Annotated in this window: 17 protein-coding genes; 5 read left to right on the forward strand and 12 right to left on the reverse strand. The window is 68.4% G+C overall.

All coding sequences use genetic code 11. From position 1 onward, the window contains the following. The first annotated feature begins 10 nt into the window (after window positions 1-10). The 3 genes from DK254_RS25765 to DK254_RS25775 all read left to right on the forward strand — a co-directional run bounded on the left by DK254_RS25765 (window position 11) and on the right by DK254_RS25775 (window position 3,425). Window positions 11-1,846: a Gldg family protein gene (locus tag DK254_RS25765; RefSeq protein WP_109936093.1), complete on the forward strand. Its 1,836-nt coding sequence runs from the start codon at window positions 11-13 to the stop codon at window positions 1,844-1,846. A 10-nt stretch (window positions 1,847-1,856) separates the two neighbouring features. After that, window positions 1,857-2,828 carry a DUF4340 domain-containing protein gene (locus DK254_RS25770; RefSeq protein ID WP_109936094.1) on the forward strand — a complete coding sequence of 324 codons (972 nt, stop codon included), beginning with the start codon at window positions 1,857-1,859 and terminating at the stop codon, window positions 2,826-2,828. A gap of 387 nt (window positions 2,829-3,215) precedes the next feature. Continuing rightward, on the forward strand, window positions 3,216-3,425 hold the full coding sequence (locus DK254_RS25775; RefSeq protein WP_043249868.1) for a cold-shock protein: 210 nt from the start codon (window positions 3,216-3,218) through the stop codon (window positions 3,423-3,425). Between the two features lie 112 nt (window positions 3,426-3,537). On the opposite strand, the gene DK254_RS25780 is transcribed toward DK254_RS25775, so the two are convergent. From DK254_RS25780 to DK254_RS25795, 5 genes are all read right to left on the reverse strand, one after another. After that, a complete protein-coding gene (locus tag DK254_RS25780; RefSeq protein ID WP_109936095.1) occupies window positions 3,538-3,921 on the reverse strand; it encodes a hypothetical protein in 384 nt (127 codons plus the stop codon). Between the two features lie 11 nt (window positions 3,922-3,932). Next, the gene (locus DK254_RS25785; protein WP_109936096.1) at window positions 3,933-4,742 is read right to left on the reverse strand and encodes a putative RNA methyltransferase; all 810 of its coding nucleotides are present in this window, start codon (window positions 4,740-4,742) and stop codon (window positions 3,933-3,935) included. Between the two features lies 1 nt (window position 4,743). Next, window positions 4,744-4,917 (reverse strand): hypothetical protein, encoded by a 174-nt coding sequence (locus tag DK254_RS34435; protein ID WP_177412115.1) that lies wholly within the window; start codon window positions 4,915-4,917, stop codon window positions 4,744-4,746. Beyond that, on the reverse strand, window positions 4,914-6,062 hold the full coding sequence (gene dapE / locus DK254_RS25790; protein WP_109936097.1) for a succinyl-diaminopimelate desuccinylase: 1,149 nt from the start codon (window positions 6,060-6,062) through the stop codon (window positions 4,914-4,916). Before dapE ends, DK254_RS34435 begins: the two co-directional genes overlap by 4 nt. Before the next feature lie 337 nt (window positions 6,063-6,399). After that, entirely contained in the window at window positions 6,400-9,009 is a 2,610-nt protein-coding gene (locus DK254_RS25795; RefSeq protein WP_109936098.1) for a glycosyltransferase, read from the reverse strand. A gap of 215 nt (window positions 9,010-9,224) precedes the next feature. On the opposite strand from DK254_RS25795, the gene tcdA reads away from it, so the two are divergent. Continuing rightward, the gene (gene tcdA / locus DK254_RS25800) at window positions 9,225-10,043 is read left to right on the forward strand and encodes a tRNA cyclic N6-threonylcarbamoyladenosine(37) synthase TcdA (RefSeq protein WP_109936099.1); all 819 of its coding nucleotides are present in this window, start codon (window positions 9,225-9,227) and stop codon (window positions 10,041-10,043) included. Between the two features lie 277 nt (window positions 10,044-10,320). Here the strand turns inward: tcdA and DK254_RS25805 are convergent, their stop codons facing one another. The 4 genes from DK254_RS25805 to DK254_RS25820 all read right to left on the reverse strand — a co-directional run bounded on the left by DK254_RS25805 (window position 10,321) and on the right by DK254_RS25820 (window position 13,440). Continuing rightward, on the reverse strand, window positions 10,321-10,740 hold the full coding sequence (locus DK254_RS25805) for a SufE family protein (protein ID WP_109936100.1): 420 nt from the start codon (window positions 10,738-10,740) through the stop codon (window positions 10,321-10,323). After that, a complete protein-coding gene (locus DK254_RS25810; protein WP_109936101.1) occupies window positions 10,737-11,942 on the reverse strand; it encodes an aminotransferase class V-fold PLP-dependent enzyme in 1,206 nt (401 codons plus the stop codon). Before DK254_RS25810 ends, DK254_RS25805 begins: the two co-directional genes overlap by 4 nt. Before the next feature lie 82 nt (window positions 11,943-12,024). Beyond that, entirely contained in the window at window positions 12,025-13,059 is a 1,035-nt protein-coding gene (gene dapD, locus DK254_RS25815) for a 2,3,4,5-tetrahydropyridine-2,6-dicarboxylate N-succinyltransferase (RefSeq protein WP_109936102.1), read from the reverse strand. A 30-nt stretch (window positions 13,060-13,089) separates the two neighbouring features. Further along, entirely contained in the window at window positions 13,090-13,440 is a 351-nt protein-coding gene (locus DK254_RS25820) for an ArsC family reductase (protein WP_109936103.1), read from the reverse strand. A gap of 189 nt (window positions 13,441-13,629) precedes the next feature. Between DK254_RS25820 and DK254_RS25825 the strand changes: the two genes are divergently transcribed. After that, on the forward strand, window positions 13,630-15,291 hold the full coding sequence (locus tag DK254_RS25825) for a Na+/H+ antiporter (RefSeq protein ID WP_109936104.1): 1,662 nt from the start codon (window positions 13,630-13,632) through the stop codon (window positions 15,289-15,291). 282 nt (window positions 15,292-15,573) lie between these two features. Here DK254_RS25825 and dapC read toward each other — a convergent pair whose 3' ends face one another. The 3 genes from dapC to map all read right to left on the reverse strand — a co-directional run bounded on the left by dapC (window position 15,574) and on the right by map (window position 20,409). Further along, window positions 15,574-16,770, reverse strand: coding sequence for a succinyldiaminopimelate transaminase (gene dapC / locus DK254_RS25830; RefSeq protein ID WP_109936105.1), 1,197 nt, complete (start codon window positions 16,768-16,770; stop codon window positions 15,574-15,576). 12 nt (window positions 16,771-16,782) lie between these two features. Next, window positions 16,783-19,485, reverse strand: coding sequence for a [protein-PII] uridylyltransferase (locus tag DK254_RS25835; protein ID WP_109936106.1), 2,703 nt, complete (start codon window positions 19,483-19,485; stop codon window positions 16,783-16,785). 141 nt (window positions 19,486-19,626) lie between these two features. Next, the gene (map, locus tag DK254_RS25840) at window positions 19,627-20,409 is read right to left on the reverse strand and encodes a type I methionyl aminopeptidase (protein ID WP_109936107.1); all 783 of its coding nucleotides are present in this window, start codon (window positions 20,407-20,409) and stop codon (window positions 19,627-19,629) included. Window positions 20,410-20,497 lie beyond the last annotated feature (88 nt).

Raw genomic sequence — 20,497 nt, forward strand, 5'->3', positions numbered from 1 at the left:
GGAAGCCCGCATGAAGAAACTGATGTATTCCGCCGCCGGGCTGCTGGTCATCGCCCTGCTGTTCCTGGCCTTCAACCTGGTCTCCGGGCTGGCGTTCACCGGCGCGCGCCTGGACCTGACGCAGCAGAAGCTCTACACCATCTCCGACGGCACGAAGAAGGTCCTGGGCTCCATCGGCGAGCCGATCAACCTGTACTTCTTCTTCTCCGACAAGGGCAGCAAGGACCTGGTCCCGCTGCGCAACTACGCCAAGCGCGTGGAGGAGCTGCTCAAGGCCTACGAGCGCGAGGCCGGCGGCAAGATCCGCCTGCACGTCATCGACCCGCAGCCGTTCTCCGAGGAAGAGGACAAGGCCGCCGAGTTCGGCCTGCAGGCGGTGCCGCTGAACCAGGGCGGCGACACCCTGTACTTCGGCCTGGCCGGCACCGATGCCCTGGACAACACCCAGGTGATCCCGTTCTTCCAGCCGGACCACGAGGAATTCCTGGAGTACGACGTCAGCCGCCTGGTCAACGCCCTGGCGCACCCCAAGCGGCCAGTGGTGGGAGTGCTCAGCACCCTGCAGATGACCGGCGGCTTCGACATGCAGACGCAGCAGCCCAGCTCGCCCTGGATGCTGCTCGACGAGGTGCGCCAGCAGTTCGACCTGAAGAGCCTCAAGCCCGACGTCGACGCCATCCCGGACGACGTCGGCGTGCTGTTGCTGGTGCACCCCAAGCACCTGCCGCAGCAGACGCTCTACGCCATCGACCAGTTCGTGCTGCGTGGCGGCAAGCTGCTGGTCTTCGTCGACCCCTTCAGCGAAGCCGACAAGTCCTCGCCCATGGCCGCGCTGGACGGCCCCGGCGACCAGGCTTCGGACCTCGAACCGCTGTTCAGGGCGTGGGGCGTGCAGCTGCTGCCGGGCAAGGTGCTGGGCGACGGCAGCTACGCCATGTCGGTGAGCATGGGCCAGGGCCAGCGCGCCGCGCACCACCCGGCCTGGCTGAACCTCGACGCCAGGGCCCTGGACGCCGACGACGTGAGCACCGCCGGGCTGGAGAACCTGACCCTGGCCACCGCCGGCATCCTGGAGCCGCTCAAGGACGCTAAGACCCGCTTCACTCCGTTGGTCCGCAGCTCGACCCTCGCCATGCCCTTCGACGCCCAGCGCTTCGCCGGCCTGCGCGATCCCGGCGAGCTGATGGCCCAGCTCAAGCCCACCGGCCAGCGCTACGCCATGGCCGCACGGATCCAGGGGCCGGCGCAGAGCGCCTTCCCCAATGGCATCGAAGGCCGCAAGGATGGCCTGAAGAGCGCCGACAACATCAACGTCATCGCCGTGGCCGACACCGACCTGCTCACCGACCGCATGTGGGTGCAGGTGCAGGACTTCTTCGGCCAGCGCGTGCCGCAGCCCTGGGCCGACAACGCCAGCTTCGTGATCAACGCGCTGGACAACCTGGCCGGCTCCGACGCGCTGATCAGCGTGCGCTCGCGCGGGCGCTTCAGCCGCCCGTTCACGGTGGTGGACGAACTGCAGCGCCAGGCCGAGACGCGCTTCCGCGAGAAGGCCGACGCGCTCAAGGCGCGCCTGGCGGACACCGAGCAGAAGCTCGCCGCGCTGCAGAACCAGGACCCGGCCAAGGTCCTGGAGCTGACCCCCGAGCAGCAGGGCGCGGTGCAGCAGTTCATCCAGGAGCGGGTGCGCATCCGCAAGGAGCTGCGCGACGTGCAGTTCCAGCTCAACGCGGACATCGAGTCCCTGGGCCGCACCCTGAAGATCGTCAACATCGCCGCCGTGCCGCTGCTGCTGACCCTGGGCGTGCTCGCCCTGTGGTGGTGGCGCCGCCGGCGCCAGGCCTGAGGAGGCGGCCATGCAGCGCAAGAGTCTGATCCTGCTGGTGGCCCTGGTGCTGGCGCTCGGCGGCCTTTACGCCTGGCTGCAGCGCGAGCCGGAGCGCGTGGCGCCGAAGGAGGCGCGCTATTTCCCGGGCCTGGATGCGCAGCAGGTGAGCGCGGTGACGGTGCGCCGCCCCGGCCAGCCGGACATCCGCGTGGCGCGCCAGGACGGGCGCTGGGTGATGCCGGCCAAGGCCGGCTACCCGGCGGCCGGGCGCCTGGTCGGCGACCTGCTGCACGACCTGGCGCAGGCGCGCAAGGTCGAGGCGAAGACCCGCGAGCCGGCCAACTTCGCCCAGCTCGGCGTCGCCGACCAGGGCGAGGGCGCCGCCGTGCGCCTGAGCCTGGAACGCAGCGGCGGCGCGCCCCTGGACCTGTTGGTGGGCAAGGCCGCCCAGCAGGGCGGGCGCCTGGTGCGCCAACCCGGCGACGAACAGGTCTGGCTGATCGACAAGGACCTGCGCCTGCCGCCCGACGAGCTGGACTGGCTGGACCGGCGCATCACCAGCATCCCCTTCGAGAAGATCGCCGAGGTGTCGGTGAGCTACCCCGGCGGGGAAACCCTGACGGTGTTCCGCGACCAGGCCGGGGAGCCCAACCTGCGGGTGCGCCAGTTGCCCAGGGATGCCAAGCTCGCCTACGAGTCCATCGCCAACGGCATGGCCACGCCCTTCGGCGGGCTGACCTTCAGCGAAACGGCGCCGCTGGACCAGGTGCAGTTCAAGGGGCCGACGCGGTTGAACCTGGCGCTCAGGACCCTCGACGGCGGCAGCCTGGGTGGGCGCGTGCTGGAGCAGGGCGGGCAGAACTGGCTGTTGCTGGAGCGCATCGAGGGCTTCGCCGACGGGCAGATCCAGGCGCGCAAGGGCTGGGCCTATCGCATCGAGCCCAATCAATACGAGGCGCTGGCCCGGCACCTGGCCGATTTCACCACGAAGAAACCCTGAGTGTCCGGCATTGCCGGCCGGAGGAAATTCCGGCCGGCAGCCGTTGCCTGGCAGTGCGTAAATGTGCACTACAGCACACTCGGAATGACAAAACTTACATCTCCCTTATATCGCCAGAACGCACCAAAATGGCCTTGGAAGCCCCGTAGAATGGCACTTTGGCCAGATTGGCGAGGGTGCCGGCACGAAGACGAAAAAGTGCTTTCCAGCTGTAACTTTTGATTTATATACTCGGGATCGCGGTCGTCATTGGGGTGTTATTCGAATTGCCTTCCAGCGGCTAAGGTCCTGGACGGTCAACGCGGACAACCTTCCGCCTGTCGAGCCGTTGCAGTCCTCATTCCCGGGGGCCACCCAAAAAATAATAGCAAGTTGGAGAGTGTGGTAATGGCTGATCGTGAGGTCGGAACCGTCAAGTGGTTCAATGACGCCAAGGGTTATGGATTCATTCAACGCGACAGCGGTCCGGACGTTTTCGTCCACTACCGCGCCATTCGTGGCGAAGGTCACCGCTCCCTGGTCGAAGGCCAGAAAGTGGAGTTCTCGGTGATCCAGGGTCAGAAAGGCCTCCAGGCGGAAGACGTCGCCAAGGTCTGAGCCCCCGAAATCAAAGGCCCGTCGCGAGACGGGCCTTTGTTTTCCAGCCGGCGCCTGGCGCACGGCTGTTCAATGACGGCGCCGCGTACCGCGGAAGCGCCGCTTTCGTGCTTCAGCCGGTACGCCAGGTGATCTCGGCCACGCCCTCGGCGGTCACCTTCAGCCAGAGGTCGGCGTCTTCCTCGCCCTGTTCCTCGCTCCAGCCGCCCGGCGCGCAGCGCACCTCCACGCCCAGCGCGGCGTTGGCCGCCTTCGCGCAGGCCAGGTCGTCGTCCCAGGGCGTGGCGTCGCTGTCGATGAACAGGCTGTGCCACTTGCCCACCGCCTGTGGCAGCCAGGTCAGCGGGATCATCCCGCGCGGGCTGTCGGCCAGGCACTTGAAGGTCTCGCCCTGGCGCCGCCAGTCGCTGCAGGGGCCCAGCGCCTCGGCCAGCCAGGCGCCGACGGCGGCCTGGTCGGCGTCCTTCAGGTAGATCTCGATATCCGGTTGGCGCATGGGCGTCCTCGTCAGGGGGTTTGGCGTTCCAGCCAATCGTAGCGTACCGCCACCGTGACCTCGAAGGGCTCGGCGAGGATGCGCTCGCGGCGCTGCGGGTTGACCCGCCAGCCGTGCGGCGTCATCGCCAGCAGTGTCTCGCGGGCTTCGCGGCTGTCCAGGGCCAGGCGGAAATTCAGGCTTTCCGTATGGGCCAGGGCCAGGCTCGGCGGCAGGTCGGCCAGGTGCTTGTCGTCGACGTACTCGCGCACCTCGTCGTACAGGCGCTGGCGCAGTTCCAGCAGGTGGTCGCGGGCCGGGCCCAGGCGCAGCACGCCGCCACCGGCCGGCAGCAGGCGGGCCGCCTCGTTCCAGTCGATGGGGCTGAACACGCTGGCCAGCAACTGGCAGCTGGCGTCGGCCAGGGGCACCCGGGCCATGCTGGCGACCATCCAGGTCAGTTGCGGGGCGCGGCGGCAGGCGGCCTTCACCGCCTCGCGGGAGATGTCCAGGGCGTAGCCGTCGCTGTCGGGCAGGGCCTGGGCCAGTTGCGCGGTGTAGTAGCCCTCGCCGCAGCCGATGTCGAGCCAGCGCGCCGGCGCGCGTTCGGCGGCAAGCTCGGCCAGGCGCCGGGCCAGCGGGGCGTAGTGGCCGGCGCCGAGGAACTGGCGGCGGGCCTCGACCATGGCGGCGTTGTCGCCCGGGTCGCGGCTCTTCTTGTGCTGCACCGGCAGCAGGTTCAGGTAGCCCTGGCGGGCGCGGTCGAAGCTGTGCCCGGCGGGGCACTTCACGCCGTTGTCGAGGCGCTCCAGGGGCGCCTGGCAGATCGGGCAGGTGAGCATTTCAGTCCTTGCGCTCCGTGCGCAGCGGGCTCAGCACCGTGAGCAGCGGCAGGCTGCGCTGGCGCAGGTTGAGCTGGTAGCTGCGCAGGGCGTAGCGGCGCTCGGGGGCCGGCGTCGGCGGTGGGATGTCGGGTTGGGTGGCGGCCAGGCAGAAGCCTTTCTTCACGTCGCTCATGCCAGCAGCCGCACCAGGGTCTGGTAGTAGATTTCGCTGAGCAGGTCGAGGTCGCTGGCCAGCACCCGCTCGTTGACCTGGTGGATGGTGGCGTTGACCGGGCCCAGCTCGACCACCTGGGTACCCAGGGTGGCGATGAAGCGGCCGTCGGAGGTGCCGCCGGAGGTGGAGGGCTGGGTCTTGCGCCCGGTCACCGCCTGGATGCTGGCGGCCACGGCGTCGAGCAGCTCGCCCGGTTCGGTGAGGAACGGCAGGCCGGAAAGCGCCCAGTCGATGTGCCAGTCCAGGCCGTGCTTGTCGAGGATGGCGGCGACGCGCTGCTGCAGCCCCTCCGGGGTGGATTCGGTGGAGAAGCGGAAGTTGAACACCACCACCAGCTCGCCGGGGATGACGTTGGTGGCGCCGGTGCCGCCGTTGATGTTGGAAATCTGGAAGCTGGTCGGCGGGAAGAAGGCGTTGCCGTCGTCCCAGTGCTCGGCGGCCAGTTCGGCCAGGGCCGGGGCGGCCAGGTGGATGGGGTTCTTCGCCAGGTGCGGGTAGGCCACGTGGCCCTGTACGCCGCGTACCCTGAGGACGGCGCCGAGGGAGCCGCGGCGGCCGTTCTTCACCACGTCGCCCACCAGGGTGGTGCTCGAGGGTTCGCCGACGATGCACCAGTCCAGGCGCTCGTTGCGCGCGCGCAGGCGCTCGACCACGGCCTTGGTGCCGTGCTGGGCCGGGCCTTCCTCGTCGCTGGTGATCAGGTAGGCGATGCTGCCGCGGTGGTCCGGGTACTCGGCGACGAAGCGCTCGGTGGCGATGATCATGGCCGCCAGGCTGCCCTTCATGTCCGCCGCGCCGCGCCCGCAGAGCATGCCGTCGGCGTCGATCAGGGCGTCGAACGGCAGGTGCTGCCAGGCCTGCTCGGGGCCGGTGGGGACCACGTCGGTGTGCCCGGCGAAGCACAGCACCGGGCCTGCGCCACCGTCGCGGCCGGCGCGGCGGGCCCAGAAGTTGTCCACTTCTTCGATGCGCATCGGCTCCAGGTCGAAGCCGCAGGCGGCCAGGCGCTGCATCATCAGCTGCTGGCAGTCGGCATCGACGGGGGTGACGGAGGGCCGGCGGATCAGCTCGCAGGCGAGGGCCAGGGTCGGCGACAGGGACATGGGCAAGGCATCCAGGGTGAAACGGAAAAGGCGCACATCTTAAAGCAAAAGCGCGGGGCCGGCGCGTCGTCCGGTCGCACCGGGGCCTACAACGTGCGCGCTGTGTCGGGTGGCGCGGACCTTGTCCGCGATTTCGCGCGCAGGGCGCGCTCCTACAGGGGAATGGTGCGGTGGGGTGGCGTAGGAGCGGATCTTATCCGCGAAACGCGCCGGAACCGCCGGGTATCGCGGACAAAGTCCGCTCCTACAGGGGGATACCGTGCCTCACGGCGGATTGTAGGAGCGGGCCCTGCCCGCGATTTCGCGCGCAGGGCGCGCTCCTACAGAGGCACGGTGCTCAACCCACCTGCTCGGACCCGCTCAGCACCTCTTCCTCGCGTGGGCGCGGCAGCGAGGAGAGCAGGGCCATGATCAGCGCCGCCAGGTAGGGCAGCGACTGCACCAGCAGCATCACCACCCAGAACATCAGGTCCGGGCTGGGCACGCCCTGCACCAGCACGATGCCCAGGGCCGCGCCCCACAGCAGGAGCATGATGAACACTTCCTCGCGGGCCTCCGCCAGGGCCACCAGCAGGCCGTGGCTGGAGCGCATCTTCGGCGTGCGGAAGAAGGGGATTGAGCGGGTGACGAAGCCGTACAGCACCGCCTTGGCGATGGTGTGCGACAGCGACAGCCCGGCCAGCGCGGCGAACAGTGCGTCGCGCAGGTTCACGCCCACGGTGCGGCGGTAGAGGAAGAGGATCTTGCCGACCTTGAAGGCGAACAGCGTCAGCGGCAGGATCGCGAAGATCAGCAGCGGCGGGTCGACGCGCTTGGGCACGATGATCATCGCCGCCGACCAGAGCAGCGCGCCGAGGGTGAAGAAGATGTTCATGCCGTCGGCGATCCACGGCAGCCAGCCGGCCACGAAGTGGTAGCGCTGGCCGCCGGTCAGCTTGCTGCCGTCCGGGCCGCGGCCGCGCAGCAGGGCGTCGGTGTGGCGCTTCATGATCTGGATGGCGCCGTAGGCCCAGCGGAAGCGCTGTTTCTTGAAGTCGATGAAGGTGTCGGGCATCAGGCCCTTGCCGTAGCTGCGTTCGAAGTAGGCCGCCGAGAGGCCGCGCTCGAACACCCGCAGGCCCAGCTCGGCGTCCTCGGTGATGCACCATTCGGCCCACTTCAGCTCGTCCAGCACCTGGCGCCGGACCATGGTCATGGTGCCGTGCTCGATGATGGCGTCGCGGTCGTTGCGGGTGACCATGCCGATGTGGAAGAAGCCCTTGTACTCGGCGTAGCACAGGCGCTTGAAGGTGCTCTCGTGCTGGTCGCGGTAGTCCTGGGGCGACTGCACCACGGCGATCTGCGGGTCGGCGAAGTGCGGCACCATGTGCTTGAGCCAGTCCGGCTCGACGCAGTAGTCGGAGTCGATCACCGCGATCACTTCGGCGTCGGGCGCGACGAACTGCAGCGCGTAGTTCAGCGCGCCACCCTTGAAGCCGGCCAGGGGCGCCACGTGGAAGAAGCGGAAGCGCGGGCCGAGCAGCTCGCAATGGGCCTGCACCGGCTCCCACACCGCCGGGTCCTTGGTGTTGTTGTCGATCACCAGGACCTCGAAGTCCGGGTAGTCGAGCTTCGCCAGGGCGTTCAGCGTCTCCTTGAGCATCTCCGGCGGCTCGTTGTAGCAGGGCACGTGGATGGAGACCTTGGGCCGGTAGGCGTCGGCCGCGGTGACCGGGAGGAACAGGCGGCGGCGCTTGCGCGTCCACACCGCCTCGGCCAGCTCGTGGGCCTCGGTGAACAGCACTATCACCACGCCCAGCGCACCGATGCCCAGCAGCACGCCGACGGTGATGCTGAACCAGGTGCTGTACTGCTGACTGTAGTCGTAGCCGATCCACACCAGGATGGACGCGCAGACGAACGAGACCACGGCGAGGAAGGTCCGCCCGCGCTGGCGCAGGGCGCTGCTGTCGATCAGCAGCAGGGTGAAGGTGAGCAGCGCCAGCACCACCGAGGCGATGGCCAGCACGCGCCACTTGGGAATGGCCACCACCGGGCCCTGGAAGTTGAACTTGGGCTGGCGCGCGGCGTTGAACACGCCCCAGTAGGCGCCCACCGAGCCTTCGTCGGTGTACTTCCACGGCTGGTCGAAGGCTTCGACCACGAAGTAGTTGTAGCCCTTCTTGTTCAGCGCGTTGGTCAGCTCGCGCAGGAAGATGGCCTGGTCCGCCTGGGTGGCGGTGGCGCCGCCGCGCATGCGGCCGTTGCTGGGCCAGCCGACCTCGGCCAGCAGCAGCGGTTTTTTCGGGAACTTCAGGCGCAGGTCGCGGGCGCGCTCCAGGACGAACTGCACCGAGTCCTGCATGGGCACGAATTCCCAGTAGGGCAGTACGTGGGCGGCGATCAGGTCGACGTGCCGGGCCAGTTCCGGGTACTTCTCGTAGATGTGCCACTGCTCGGCGGTGGTCACCGGCACCTTCACCGCGGCGCGGACGCGGTCGAGGTAGCCGATCAGCTGGTCCTTGGTGACTTCGCGGCGGAACAGCGCCTCGTTGCCGACTATCACCCGCACCACGCTGCGCGAGCGGTTGGCGATCTCGATGCCGCGGGCGATCTCCGCCTCGTTCTCGGCCTCGTCGGCGCTGATCCAGATGCCCAGGCTGACGCGCATCCCGTACTCCTCGGCGAGGAAGGGGATGTCGGCCAGGCTGCCCTTGGTCGAGTAGGTACGGATGTTCTCGGTCATCCGCGAGACCAGCTCCAGGTCCGAGCGGATTTCCTCGTCGCTGGGGAAGCGGCCGCTCTGCGGGCTCTGGTCCAGGCGGAAGGGCGAGAAGGAGAAGCCGGAGATGCTTTCCGGCCAGTCCGGCGCGCTCACCGGGCGGTTGTACAGGGCCCAGACGCCGGTGAGCAGGGCGGCCAGGGCGACCAGGACGACCAGGTTGAGGCCGAATTTGCGTGATGGCATGGAGCGATCGGGTTCCTGTCGGTGTTTCGGGGCCGGGAACGGGTCGGCGCGCATCCTACCCCGCACCCCCCTGGGTGTATAGCTCCCGTCCGGCGCCCCGGGGCCGGCGTAGAATGTCAGCAGCGCCCGGCAGCGGTCTTGCCGGGGGTCAATTCGGTCGGCCCTGGCGCCCGCCTTCCTATAGAATGCCGGGCGTTTTTTGCGGAGACACTGTGATGGTAGTGGACGATCAGCGTTTCGGGGGCATCGCCCGCCTCTACGGCACCCAGGGGCTGGAGCGCCTGGCCGCGGCCCACGTGGCGGTGGTCGGCATCGGCGGTGTCGGCTCCTGGGCGGCCGAGGCCCTGGCGCGCAGCGGCGTCGGCGAGATTTCCCTGTTCGACCTGGACGACGTCTGCGTGACCAACACCAACCGCCAGGTCCATGCCCTGGACGGCGCCGTGGGCAAGCCCAAAGTGGAGGTGATGGCCGAACGCATCCGCGCCATCAACCCGGCGTGCAAGGTCCACGCGGTGGCCGACTTCGTCACCCGCGAGACCATGGCCGAGTGCATCACCCCCGACATGGACTTCGTCATCGACTGCATCGACAGCGTGCCGGCCAAGGCGGCGCTGATCGCCTGGTGCAAGCGGCGCAAGATCCAGATCGTCACCACCGGCGGCGCCGGCGGCCAGGTCGACCCGACCCAGGTCCAGGTGACCGACCTGAACAAGACCTTCAACGACCCGCTGGCGGCCAAGGTGCGCTCGCTGCTGCGCCGCGACTACAACTTCTCGCGCACGCCGGGCCGCCACTACAGCGTGCCCTGCGTGTTCTCCACCGAGCAGCTGCGCTACCCCAAGCCGGACGGCAGCGTCTGCCAGGCCAAGGGCTTCGTCGGCGAAGGGGTGAAGCTGGACTGCGCGGGTGGTTTCGGGGCGGTGATGATGGTTACGGCGACCTTTGGCATGGCTGCGGCGGCGAGGGCTGTGGATAAGTTGGTGGCGGGGGCGCGGCGGCCTTCGGAGCGTAGCGCGGCTGGAAATCCCTTGTAGAAGCGAGCCTGCTCGCGAATGGCGACGTCAAGCTCGGCTCCGGAGCGATGTCGAAGTCTGCACCCTCTCCCCAGCCCTCTCCCTGAAGGGAGAGGGGGTATATCCGTGCCGACGGGCAGGCATGGTTTCAACCTGCAGTTTCGTGTCCGGCTAATACCGAGATATCCGACTCTGCCCAACGGTCCCCTCTCCCTTCAGGGAGAGGGTTAGGGAGAGGGGCGATGTACCAGCCAGCACTTTGATAGCCGGCGAATACCGTTCGCGAGCAAGCTCGCTCCTACGAACGGCGGTGTGTACCGATCAGCTCCTGCATCCGTTTCAGCACCGCATTCAAGCCATTGCTGCGTGACGGGGAGAGTTGGCGGCCCAGGCCGAGGTCGCTGAACCACTGCCCCAGGTCCAGTTGCGCCAGTTCTTCGCCGGGCAATCCCTGCACCCGCACCAGCAGCAGCGCGATCAGCCCGCGCAACAGCCGCGCATCGCTGCTCGCCCGGAAATGCCAGGCGCCATCGCGCTGCTCCGCCACCAGCCACACCAGGCTTTCGCAGCCGTGGACGCGGTTGGCTTCGTTGCGCTCTTCCTCGGCGAGGGGTTCCAGCTTGTCGCCCCACTGCATCAGCAGGCGCGCGCGCTGTTCCCAGGAAGGCTGGCCGGTGAAGGCCCCCAGCGCCTGGAGGGCAGCTTCGGGCAGGCTCATCGCAGCAGCTCCAGGGCGCCGTCCAGGGCATGGAAGAAGCGTTCCAGGTCGGTGCCGTCGTTGTACGGGCCCAGGGAGACGCGGATGGCGCCGGGCAGGCCCAGGCGCTTGAGCAGCGGCATGGCGCAGTGGTGCCCGGCACGCACCGCCACGCCCTGTTCGGTGAGCAGGTGGGCGAGGTCGGCGCTATGCACGTCCCGCACCACGAAGCTGGCCAGCGCCACCTGGGGCTCGCCCAGCAGGCGCACGCCGTCGCGGGCGCGCAGGCCAGCCAGCAGTTGCGCATGCAGCACGGCCTCGTGGGCGGCCAGCTCCGCGGCGTCCTGGCGGGCCAGCCAGTCCAGGCTGGCGCCCAGGCCGATCACCGCGCCAATGGCCGGGGTACCGGCCTCGAAGCCCAGCGGTGCCGGGCGGAAGTGCGCGTTCTGGTAGTCGGCGTTCTGCACCATCTCGCCACCGAACTGCCAGTGGCGCAGGCGCGCCAGCGCCTCCGTGCGGCCCCAGAGCACGCCCAGGCCCTCGGGGCCGTAGAGCTTGTGGCTGGAGAACACGTAGAAGTCGCAACCCAGGGCGGACAGGCTGTGGCGGCCATGGACCACGCCCTGGGCGCCGTCCACCACGCTCAGCGCACCCTGGGCGCGGGCCAGGGCCAGCAGTTCCGGCAGGGGCTGCCAGGTGCCGAGTACGTTGGATAACTGGCTGACGGCCAGCAGCCGGGTGCGCGGGCCGATCAGTTGCCGGGCGACCTCGAGGTCGATTACCCCGCGGTCGTCCAGCGGCAGCACCACCAGCTTCGCCCCGCGGCGCAGCGCCAGTTGCTGCCAGGGCAGCAGGTTGGCGTGGTGCTCCAGGGCGCTGACGGCGATCTCGTCGCCTTCGCCGAACAGCGGCTCCAGGCCGTAGGCCAGCAGGTTCAGTGCCTCGGTGGCGCCATGGGTGAACACCAGCTGTTCCGGGCTGCCCGCATCCAGCCAGTGCGCCAGGCGCGTACGCGTCGCCTCGAAGGCGCGGGTGGCGCGCTCGCCGGGCAGGTGCTGGGCGCGGTGCACGTTGGCGGCGCCGCTGGCGTAGTAGCCGGCCAGGGCATCGAGCATGGCCTGGGGCTTCTGCGCGGTGGCGGCGCTGTCCAGGTAGGTCTGCTCCTCGGCCGCCAGCGCGGCGAGGGCAGGGAAGGCGGAGCGCCAGGGGGAATGAATGGACATGCTGGCCTCAGGCTGCAGGCCCCAGGCTGCAGGCAAAAGCGCTCTTGCCTGGCGCTTGCAGCCTGCAGCCTGTCGCCGCTCGTCAGTTATGCGCGTGCAGCGCTTCGTTCAGCTCGATGGCGGTCTTGTTGGTCTTGCACTCCACCGCGCCGGTCTGGGAGTTGCGGCGGAACAGCAGGTCCGGCTGGCCGGCCAGCTCGCGGCCCTTGACCACCTTGACCAGGTTGTTCTGGTCGTCCAGCAGGGCGATCTTGGTGCCGGCGGTGACGTACAGGCCGGCCTCGACGATGTTGCGGTCGCCCAGCGGGATGCCGATGCCGGCGTTGGCGCCGATCAGGCAGCCTTCGCCGACGCTGATGACGATGTTGCCGCCGCCGGACAGGGTGCCCATGGTCGAGCAGCCGCCGCCCAGGTCCGAGCCCTTGCCGACGAACACGCCGGCGGAGACGCGGCCTTCGATCATGCCCGGGCCTTGGGTACCGGCGTTGAAGTTGACGAAGCCTTCGTGCATCACGGTGGTGCCTTCACCGATGTAGGCACCCAGGCGCACGCGGGCGGTGTCGGCGATGCGCACGCCGGCCGGGACCACGTAGTCGGTCATTTTCGGGAACTTGTCCACCGAGAAGACTTCCAGCAGCTTGCCCTTCAGGCGCGCTTCCAGTTGCAGCTCGGCCAACTCGGCCAGGTCGACCGCGCCGATGTTGGTCCAGGCCACGTTCGGCAGCAGCGGGAAGATGCCCGACAGGTTGACGCCGTGCGGCTTGACCAGGCGGTGCGAGAGCAGGTGCAGCTTCAGGTAGGCCTCGGGGGTGGAGGCGGGGGCCGCGTCTTCGGCCAGCAGGGTGGCGACCAGCGGCTTCTGGCTCTCGGCCAGGCGGTTGAGCAGCGCGGCCTGGGCCGGGGCCAGGGTCTTCAGGGCGTCGGCCAGCTGGTAGGCCTGCTGGTTGCTGAACGCGATGGCCTGGTTGCCGGCTTCGTAGCCGAGGATCGGCGCGACGGCGGCGACCAGCTCGGCGGCCGGGTTCAGCAGCGGTTGCGCGTAGAAGACTTCCAGCCAGGCGTCCTGGCGGTTCTGGGTGCCGACGCCGAAGGCCAGGCTGAACAGGGATTGGGACATGTGCGGTTCCTCGAAAAACGGTGGAAGGTGTCAGGCCAGCGCAGCGGCATAGGCGTCGGGCTTGAAGCCGACCAGGGTGCGGTCGCCGAGGTCGAGCACCGGGCGCTTGATCATCGACGGCTGGGCGAGCATCAGCTCGATGGCGCGGGCTTCGTCGAGGTCGGCCTTCTGCGCCTCGTCGAGCTTGCGGAAGGTGGTGCCGGCGCGGTTGAGGACCGTCTGCCAGCCGTGCTCGGCGCACCATTGCTGCAGGTGCGCGCGGTCTATTCCGCTAGTCTTGTAGTCGTGGAAGGCATAGTCGACGCCATGTTCCTCCAGCCAGGTGCGGGCTTTCTTCATGGTGTCGCAGGCCTTGATTCCGTAGATGGTCCGCTGGGTCACGGGCGGCGCTCCTCGTCGTTCCTTTGGCAAGCGCGGGATTATGCCATTTTCCCGTGAAGTTGCGGGTGGCGGGGAAGGCGCGGCGGACCTTTCGTCATTGCAATAGTCTATTGCTCGACCGGGAGCTGATGGAAAGCATCTCTGGATGTTTCAATGTGGCGCCGCGAACTGACGACCGGGAGATCGTCGATGCAAACCGTGTATACCGTGCTCATCCTGCTGCTGGTGGTCGGGGGCACCCGCCTGGTGGCGCAGTTGCTGCCCTTGCCGCTGCCGCTGATCCAGATCGCCTCGGGGGCGATCCTGGCCTGGCCCAGCCTGGGGTTGCACGTGGCGCTGGACCCGGAACTGTTCATGTTCCTGTTCATCCCGCCGCTGCTGTTCGCCGACGGCTGGCGCATGCCCAAGGGCGAGTTCTGGCAGATGCGCTGGCCGATCCTGACGCTGGCCTTCGCCCTGGTGCTGTTCACCGTGGCCGGCGGCGGGGCCTTCATCCACCTGCTGATTCCCGAGATTCCCTGGGCCGCCGCCTTCGCCCTGGCCGCGGTGCTGTCGCCCACCGACGCCCTGGCGGTGTCGGCCATCGCCCAGAACCGCCTGCCGCGGCGGCTGATGCACGTGCTGCAGGGCGAGGCGCTGATGAACGACGCCTCGGGCCTGGTGGCCTTCAAGTTCGCCATCGCGGCGGCCATGACCGGGGCCTTCTCGCTGCTCGACGCCAGCCTCAGCTTCCTCCTCGTGGCCATCGGCGGCCTGGCCTGCGGCGTGGTGCTGAGCTGGCTGCTGGGGCGCATCCGCGGCTGGATGATCCGCCGCGGCTGGGACGACCCGGCCACCCACGTGGTGCTGATGCTGCTGCTGCCGTTCGCCGTGTACATGGTCGCCGAGGAGTTCGGCGTGTCCGGCATTCTCGCGGCGGTGGCGGCGGGCATGATGCAGAGCTGGACCGACCTGCTGCCGCGGCAGACCAACACCCGCGTGCTCAACCGCAGCGTCTGGTCGATGCTGGAGTTCGCCTTCAACGGCGTGGTGTTCCTGCTGCTGGGCCTGCAGCTGCCGGACATCCTCAAGTCGGTGACGCACCACGCCGGCGACAGCCTGTGGCGTTCCTCGCTGCTGCTGTTCTACGTGCTGGCGGTGTACGCGGTGCTGATCCTGCTGCGCTTCGCCTGGGTCTGGTGCTACTGGAAGCTGTCGCTGCGCTTCGAGCGCTGGTGGGGCATCGAGCTGGGCGGCAAGCCCGGCGAGCCGGTGCTGCGGCTGTCGGCGATCTCGGCGCTGGGCGGGGTGCGCGGGGCGGTGACCCTCGCCGGCGTGCTCTCGGTGCCGCTGCTGCTGGGCAGTGGCGAGCCCTTCCCGCAGCGCGACCTGATCATCTTCATCGCCGCCGGGGTGATCCTGGTCTCGCTGCTGGCGGCCACCCTGGGCCTGCCGGTCCTGCTCAAGGGCCTGCCGGTGGCCAGCAACGACCAGTCGGAGCTGGAGTTCCGCTCGGTATGGCGGCGCACGGCGGTGGCGGCCATCCACATGCTGGAGAAGGAGGAAATGCCGGCCGGCGAGAAGGTGGATGCCGAGGAGGCGACGCGGCTGGCGGAGGTGAAGGCGCGGCTGATGGCCGAGTACCGCCAGCAGCTGGACCCGGCGCCGGACAGCGCCGAGGCCCGGCAGCGCGCGCGCAGCCTGGAGGTGGCCGACCAGGCCCTGCGCATCAAGGCGCTGCGTACCCAGCGCCTGGAGTTGTACCGCCTGCGCCGGGAGAACCTGGTGGACGACGAGACCATGCGCAAGGTGCTGGCCGACCTGGACTCCCAGGAGGCCTGGCTGACCAGCAAGGCCGCGCGGTGGGTGTAGGGCGGCTACAGGCGGCAGGCGGCTTCGAGCTTGACCACGGCGCGGGCTGAAGCCCAGGTGAAACGGCGTATAACCGCGAACGGTTATACGCCCTACGTCAAGGGTGGGCTCGGCGTAGGGCGAATAACGCTCCGCGTTATCCGCCGTTTGGCCTTGGCTACAGGCGGCTCCGAGGTTGACCTGGGCGTAGGAGGCTCTTCGTAGGAGCGAGCTTGCTCGCGAACAGACTCCGCTGCGGGTCCGTTCGCGAGCAAGCTCGCTCCTACAGGGGCGGGGAGGGCGTTATCTGGCCTGGACGAACCGCTTGATCCGCTCGGCCGCTTCCACGCACTCGGCCAGCGGGGCCACCAGGGCCATGCGCACGCGGTTGGCGCCGGGGTTCTCGCCGTCCACTTCGCGCGACAGGTAGGAGCCCGGCACCACGGTGACGTGCTGTTGGTCGAACAGGCCGCGGCAGAACTCGGTGTCGGCGATGGGCGTCTTCGCCCACAGGTAGAAGCTGCCGTCCGGGCGCTGCACGTCGAGCACGCCCTGGAGGATGTCCAGCACCGCGTCGAACTTCTCGCGGTACAGGTCGCGGTTGGCGCGCACGTGGTCCTCGTCCTGCCAGGCGGCGATGCTGGCCAGTTGCGTCTGCACCGGCATGGCGCAGCCGTGGTAGGTGCGGTAGAGGAGGAATTTCTTCAGCACCTCGGCGTCGCCGGCGACGAAGCCCGAGCGCAGGCCCGGCAGGTTGGAGCGCTTGGACAGGCTGTGGAACACCACGCAGCGCCCGAAGTCCGAGCGGCCCAGCTCGGCGCAGGCGCTGAGCAGGCCGGGCGGCGGGTTGCCTTCGTCGAAGTACAGCTCGCTGTAGCACTCGTCGGCGGCGATCAGGAAGTCGTACCGGTCGGCCAGGGCGATCAGCTTCTTCAGGGTGTCCATGGGCACCAGCGCGCCGGTGGGGTTGCCCGGGGAGCAGAGGAAGAGGATCTGGCAGCGCTGCCAGACCTCCGCCGGCACCGCGTCGAAGTCCGGGTTGAAGCCGTTCCCGGCGCGGCAGGCCAGGTAGTGCGGCTGGGCGCCGGCCAGCAGGGCCGCGCCTTCGTAGATCTGGTAGAAGGGGTTGGGGCTGACCACCAGGCCCTGCCGGCCGCGGTCGACCACGGCCTGGGTGAAGGCGAACAGCGCCTCGCGGGTGCCGTTCACCGGCAGCACGTGGCGCGCCGCGTCCAGCCAGCCGGCGGGGACGCCGAAGCGGCGCCCGCACCAGGCGGCGATGGCTTCGCGCAGGGCCGGCAGGCCCAGGGTGGTCGGGTATACCGCCAGTTGGTCGAGGTTGTCGGCCAGGGCCTTGGCCACGAACGCGGGCGAGCGGTGCTTGGGCTCGCCGATGGACAGCGCGATGTGCGGCAGCCCGGCCGGTGGCTGGGCGCCGGCGAGCAGGGCGCGGAGCTTCTCGAAGGGGTAGGGCTGGAGCAGGTCGAGGTCTGGGTTCATGTAAGTCGCTCGTCAGATGCTGATGCGGACCGGAACGGTTTCCTGGCCGTTGGCCTGTGACAGTTGTTCGACCAGGGCTGCCTGCAGTCGCTTGCACAGGTCCGGGTCGGAGAGTGGCTGGTTGTGCGCGTCGGTGACGTAGAACACGTCCTCCACGCGCTCGCCGAGGGTGGCGATCTTGGCGTTCTGCACCGACAGGTCGAAGTCCAGGAACAGCCCTCCGATGCGCGCCAGCAGGCCCGGGCGGTCGGGGGCGATGACCTCGAGCACGCTGACCTGGCGCGAGGCGTCGGTGGAGATGGTCACCAGCGGCGCGAAGGCGAAGTGCTTGAGCTGCCGGGGCACGCGGCGCTGGATGATGGTCGGGTAGTCGTCGGGGTTCTTCAGCGCGTCCACCAGGCCCTGGCGGATTTCGGCGATCCGCTGGGGATTGTCGCCGATCGAGCCGCCATCGGCGTCCAGCACTATGTAGGTGTCGAGGGTGAACAGGCTGGTGGAGGTGATGATCCGCGCGTCCTGGATGTTCAGGTTCAACTGGTCCATCGCCGCCACGGTCACGGCGAAGAAGTCGTGCTGGTCGGCGGCGTAGATGAATATCTGGGTGCCGCCCTCGAACTCGCGCTGGGTGGTTTCCTTGATCAGCACCAGCGGCGTGCCGTCGTGCGGGTGCTGGAGGATGGCCTCGGTGTGCCAGGCCACGTCCGCGGCGCTGTGGCGCAGGAAGTAGTCGTCACCCAGCTGGCTCCAGAGCTGCTCGGCGTCGTCCTGGTCGATGCCGTCGCGGACCAGGATGTCGATGGCCGCGCTCTGCGTCTGGCGGATCTGCTCCTCGCGGTCCAGCGGGTTCTCCAGGCCGCGGCGCAGGGCGCGCTTGGTCTCGGTGTAGAGCTGGCGCAGCAGGCTGGCGCGCCAGGAGTTCCACAGGCTCGGGTTGGTGGCGTTGATATCGGCCACGGTGAGCACATAGAGGTAGTCCAGGCGCGTCTGGTCGCCCACCAGCTGGGCGAAGTCGAAGATCACCTGCGGGTCGGAGAGGTCCTTGCGCTGCGCGGTGGTGGACATCACCAGGTGGTTCTGCACCAGCCAGCTGACCAACTGGGTGTCCCACTGCGGCAACTGGTGGCGCTGGCAGAACAGCTCGGCGTCCACCGCGCCCAGCTCCGAATGGTCGCCGCCGCGGCCCTTGGCGATGTCGTGGTAGAGCCCGGCGAGGTAGATCAGCTCCGGCTTGGGCAGGCGCTCCATGATCTTGCTGGCCAGCGGGTACTTCTCGGCCATGTCCGGGCGCTGCAGCTTGCGCAGGTGCTTGATCAGGTTGAGGGTGTGGGCGTCCACCGTATAGATGTGGAACAGGTCGTGCTGCATCTGCCCGATGATCAGGCCGAACTCCGGCAGGTAGCGGCCGAGGATGCCGTAGCGGTTCATCCGCCGCAGGTTGCGGTGGATGCCTTCCTTGCACTTGAACAGCTCGATGAACAGGCTGGTGTTGCGGATGTCGTGGCGGAAGTCGTCGTCGATCAGGTGCCGGCTGTCGCGCAGCAGGCGGATGGTGTCGGCGCGCACGCCCTTGATCTCCGGGTGCTGGGCCATCAGCACGAAGATTTCCAGGAGGGCGAAGGGGGTGCGCTTGAAGACGTTGGCGTTGGTCACCTCCAGGTAGCCGTCGCGGACCTGGAAGCGGCTGTTCAGCGGCGTCACATTGCCGCCTTCGCCGGCGCGCAGGATGACCTCCTCGAAGTGCTGCATGATCAGGTCGTTCAGCTCGGAGACCGCCATCACCACCCGGTAGTACTTCTGCATGAAGCGCTCGACGGCCAGCTTGGCGTCGCTGTCCTGGTAGCCGAGCATGCCGGCGATGCGCCGCTGGTGGTCGAACAGCAGGCGGTCCTCGGCGCGCCCGGCGAGCATGTGCAGGGCATAGCGGACCTTCCAGAGGAACTCCTGGCAGGAGGCCAGCACGCTGGACTCGCTTTCCACCAGGAAGCCTTCCTTGACCAGCGCGTGCAGGTTGAGGCTGCCGAAATGGCGGCGGGCCACCCAGAGGATGGTCTGGATGTCGCGCAGCCCGCCGGGGGAGCCCTTCACGTTGGGCTCCAGGTTGTATTCGGTGTCGTTGTACTTGGTGTGGCGGTGGATCTGTTCCTTGCGCTTGGCCATGAAGAACTGCCCGCTCGGCCACATCTGGCTGCTGGCGGTGGCCTCGAGCATGCGCAGGCGCAGGTGGTCGGGGCCGGAGATGGTCCGGCATTCCATCAGGTTGGTCACCACCGTCAGGTCGGCGCGCGCCTCCTCGGCGCATTCGGCCACCGAGCGCACGCTCTGGCCGACTTCCAGGCCGATGTCCCAGAGCAGGGTGAGGAAGCCCTCGATGGGCTCGCGGAAGACTTCCTGGTCCTCGCTGTCGAGCAGGATCAGGATGTCGATGTCCGAGTGCGGGTGCAGTTCGCCACGGCCGTAGCCACCCACCGCCACCAGGGCGATGTCGGCGTCCTCGCTCCAGTCCAGGCGCTGCCAGGCCTGCTGCAGGATCTGGTCGACGAACCAGGCGCGGTCCTCGATCAGCCGGCGGATGTCGCGGCCGCCGTTGAAGCGCGCGTCCAGCACCTCGTTGGCCTGGCGGATGGCCTTCTTGAAGGCGGGGATGGGGCTGGATTTCAGGGCCAGTTCCGCCTGGAACTGCCCGCGGTCGAACAACTCGGGATCCACCTGCGGCATGGCGGCCTTCCTAATGCTGGGATGGGGGAGGGCAGGGGCAAGAGACCGGCCGGGCCTGGGCGCGTGGCGCCAGGCCCGGCGCTGGTGCCGGGCCGGGTTTTCTATGTTCTACCCAGCCGTCGGCGAGATTGCAAACGCCGCTCACGCGTTGGTGCGCGGGAAGCTCTCGTCGTTGCGCAGGGTGAGGATCTCGTAGCCGTCGGCGGTCACCAGCACGGTGTGCTCCCACTGGGCGGAAAGCTTGCGGTCCTTGGTGATGGCGGTCCAGCCGTCGCCCAGCAGGCGGGTTTCCGGGCGGCCCTGGTTGATCATCGGCTCGATGGTGAAGATCATTCCTTCCTTGAGTTCCAGGCCGGTACCGGCGCGGCCGTAGTGCAGCACCTGGGGCTCTTCGTGGAACACCTTGCCGATGCCGTGGCCGCAGTACTCGCGCACCACCGAGAAGCCATTCTTCTCGGCGTACTTCTGGATCACCTCGCCAATGTCGCCCAGGTGCGCACCCGGCTTCACCAGGGCGATGCCCTTGTACATGCATTCCTGGGTGATCTGGCTGAGGCGCTCGGCCCATTCGGCGACCTTGCCGACGGAGAACATCTTGCTGGTGTCGCCGTGGTAGCCGTCCTTGATCACGGTGACGTCGATATTGACGACGTCGCCTTCCTTCAGCGGCTTCTCGTTGGGAATGCCGTGGCAGACCACGTGGTTGATCGAGGTGCAGATGGACTTGGGGAAGCCCTTGTAGTTCAGGGGCGCGGGGATAGCCTGCTGGACGTTGACTATATAGTCGTGGCAGATGCGGTCCAGTTCGTCGGTGGTGACCCCGGGCTTGACGTGCTCGCCGATCATTTCCAGCACCTCGGCGGCCAGGCGGCCGGCGATGCGCATTTTCTCGATGTCTTCGGGCGTCTTGATGGTGACGGTCATTGGGATTTCCTGGGGCGGACGGCAAAAGCGATAGCTTACCATTTTCACGGGCGGCAGGCTCTATGGGGCTGGAGGCTGGAGGCTGGAG

It is taken from the genome of Pseudomonas sp. RW407, assembly GCF_003176655.1.
Taxonomy (GTDB): domain Bacteria; phylum Pseudomonadota; class Gammaproteobacteria; order Pseudomonadales; family Pseudomonadaceae; genus Pseudomonas; species Pseudomonas delhiensis.

Excerpts from the sequence above, each read along its gene's own strand:
- DK254_RS25765 (WP_109936093.1), top strand. The coding sequence starts at position 11 with ATGAAGAAACTGATGTATTCCGCCGCCGGGCTGCTGGTCATCGCCCTG.
- DK254_RS25770 (WP_109936094.1), top strand. The coding sequence starts at position 1,857 with ATGCAGCGCAAGAGTCTGATCCTGCTGGTGGCCCTGGTGCTGGCGCTC.
- DK254_RS25775 (WP_043249868.1), top strand. The coding sequence starts at position 3,216 with ATGGCTGATCGTGAGGTCGGAACCGTCAAGTGGTTCAATGACGCCAAG.
- DK254_RS25780 (WP_109936095.1), bottom strand. The coding sequence starts at position 3,921 with ATGCGCCAACCGGATATCGAGATCTACCTGAAGGACGCCGACCAGGCC.
- DK254_RS25785 (WP_109936096.1), bottom strand. The coding sequence starts at position 4,742 with ATGCTCACCTGCCCGATCTGCCAGGCGCCCCTGGAGCGCCTCGACAAC.
- DK254_RS34435 (WP_177412115.1), bottom strand. The coding sequence starts at position 4,917 with ATGAGCGACGTGAAGAAAGGCTTCTGCCTGGCCGCCACCCAACCCGAC.
- dapE (WP_109936097.1), bottom strand. The coding sequence starts at position 6,062 with ATGTCCCTGTCGCCGACCCTGGCCCTCGCCTGCGAGCTGATCCGCCGG.
- DK254_RS25795 (WP_109936098.1), bottom strand. The coding sequence starts at position 9,009 with ATGCCATCACGCAAATTCGGCCTCAACCTGGTCGTCCTGGTCGCCCTG.
- tcdA (WP_109936099.1), top strand. The coding sequence starts at position 9,225 with ATGGTAGTGGACGATCAGCGTTTCGGGGGCATCGCCCGCCTCTACGGC.
- DK254_RS25805 (WP_109936100.1), bottom strand. The coding sequence starts at position 10,740 with ATGAGCCTGCCCGAAGCTGCCCTCCAGGCGCTGGGGGCCTTCACCGGC.
- DK254_RS25810 (WP_109936101.1), bottom strand. The coding sequence starts at position 11,942 with ATGTCCATTCATTCCCCCTGGCGCTCCGCCTTCCCTGCCCTCGCCGCG.
- dapD (WP_109936102.1), bottom strand. The coding sequence starts at position 13,059 with ATGTCCCAATCCCTGTTCAGCCTGGCCTTCGGCGTCGGCACCCAGAAC.
- DK254_RS25825 (WP_109936104.1), top strand. The coding sequence starts at position 13,630 with ATGCAAACCGTGTATACCGTGCTCATCCTGCTGCTGGTGGTCGGGGGC.
- dapC (WP_109936105.1), bottom strand. The coding sequence starts at position 16,770 with ATGAACCCAGACCTCGACCTGCTCCAGCCCTACCCCTTCGAGAAGCTC.
- DK254_RS25835 (WP_109936106.1), bottom strand. The coding sequence starts at position 19,485 with ATGCCGCAGGTGGATCCCGAGTTGTTCGACCGCGGGCAGTTCCAGGCG.
- map (WP_109936107.1), bottom strand. The coding sequence starts at position 20,409 with ATGACCGTCACCATCAAGACGCCCGAAGACATCGAGAAAATGCGCATC.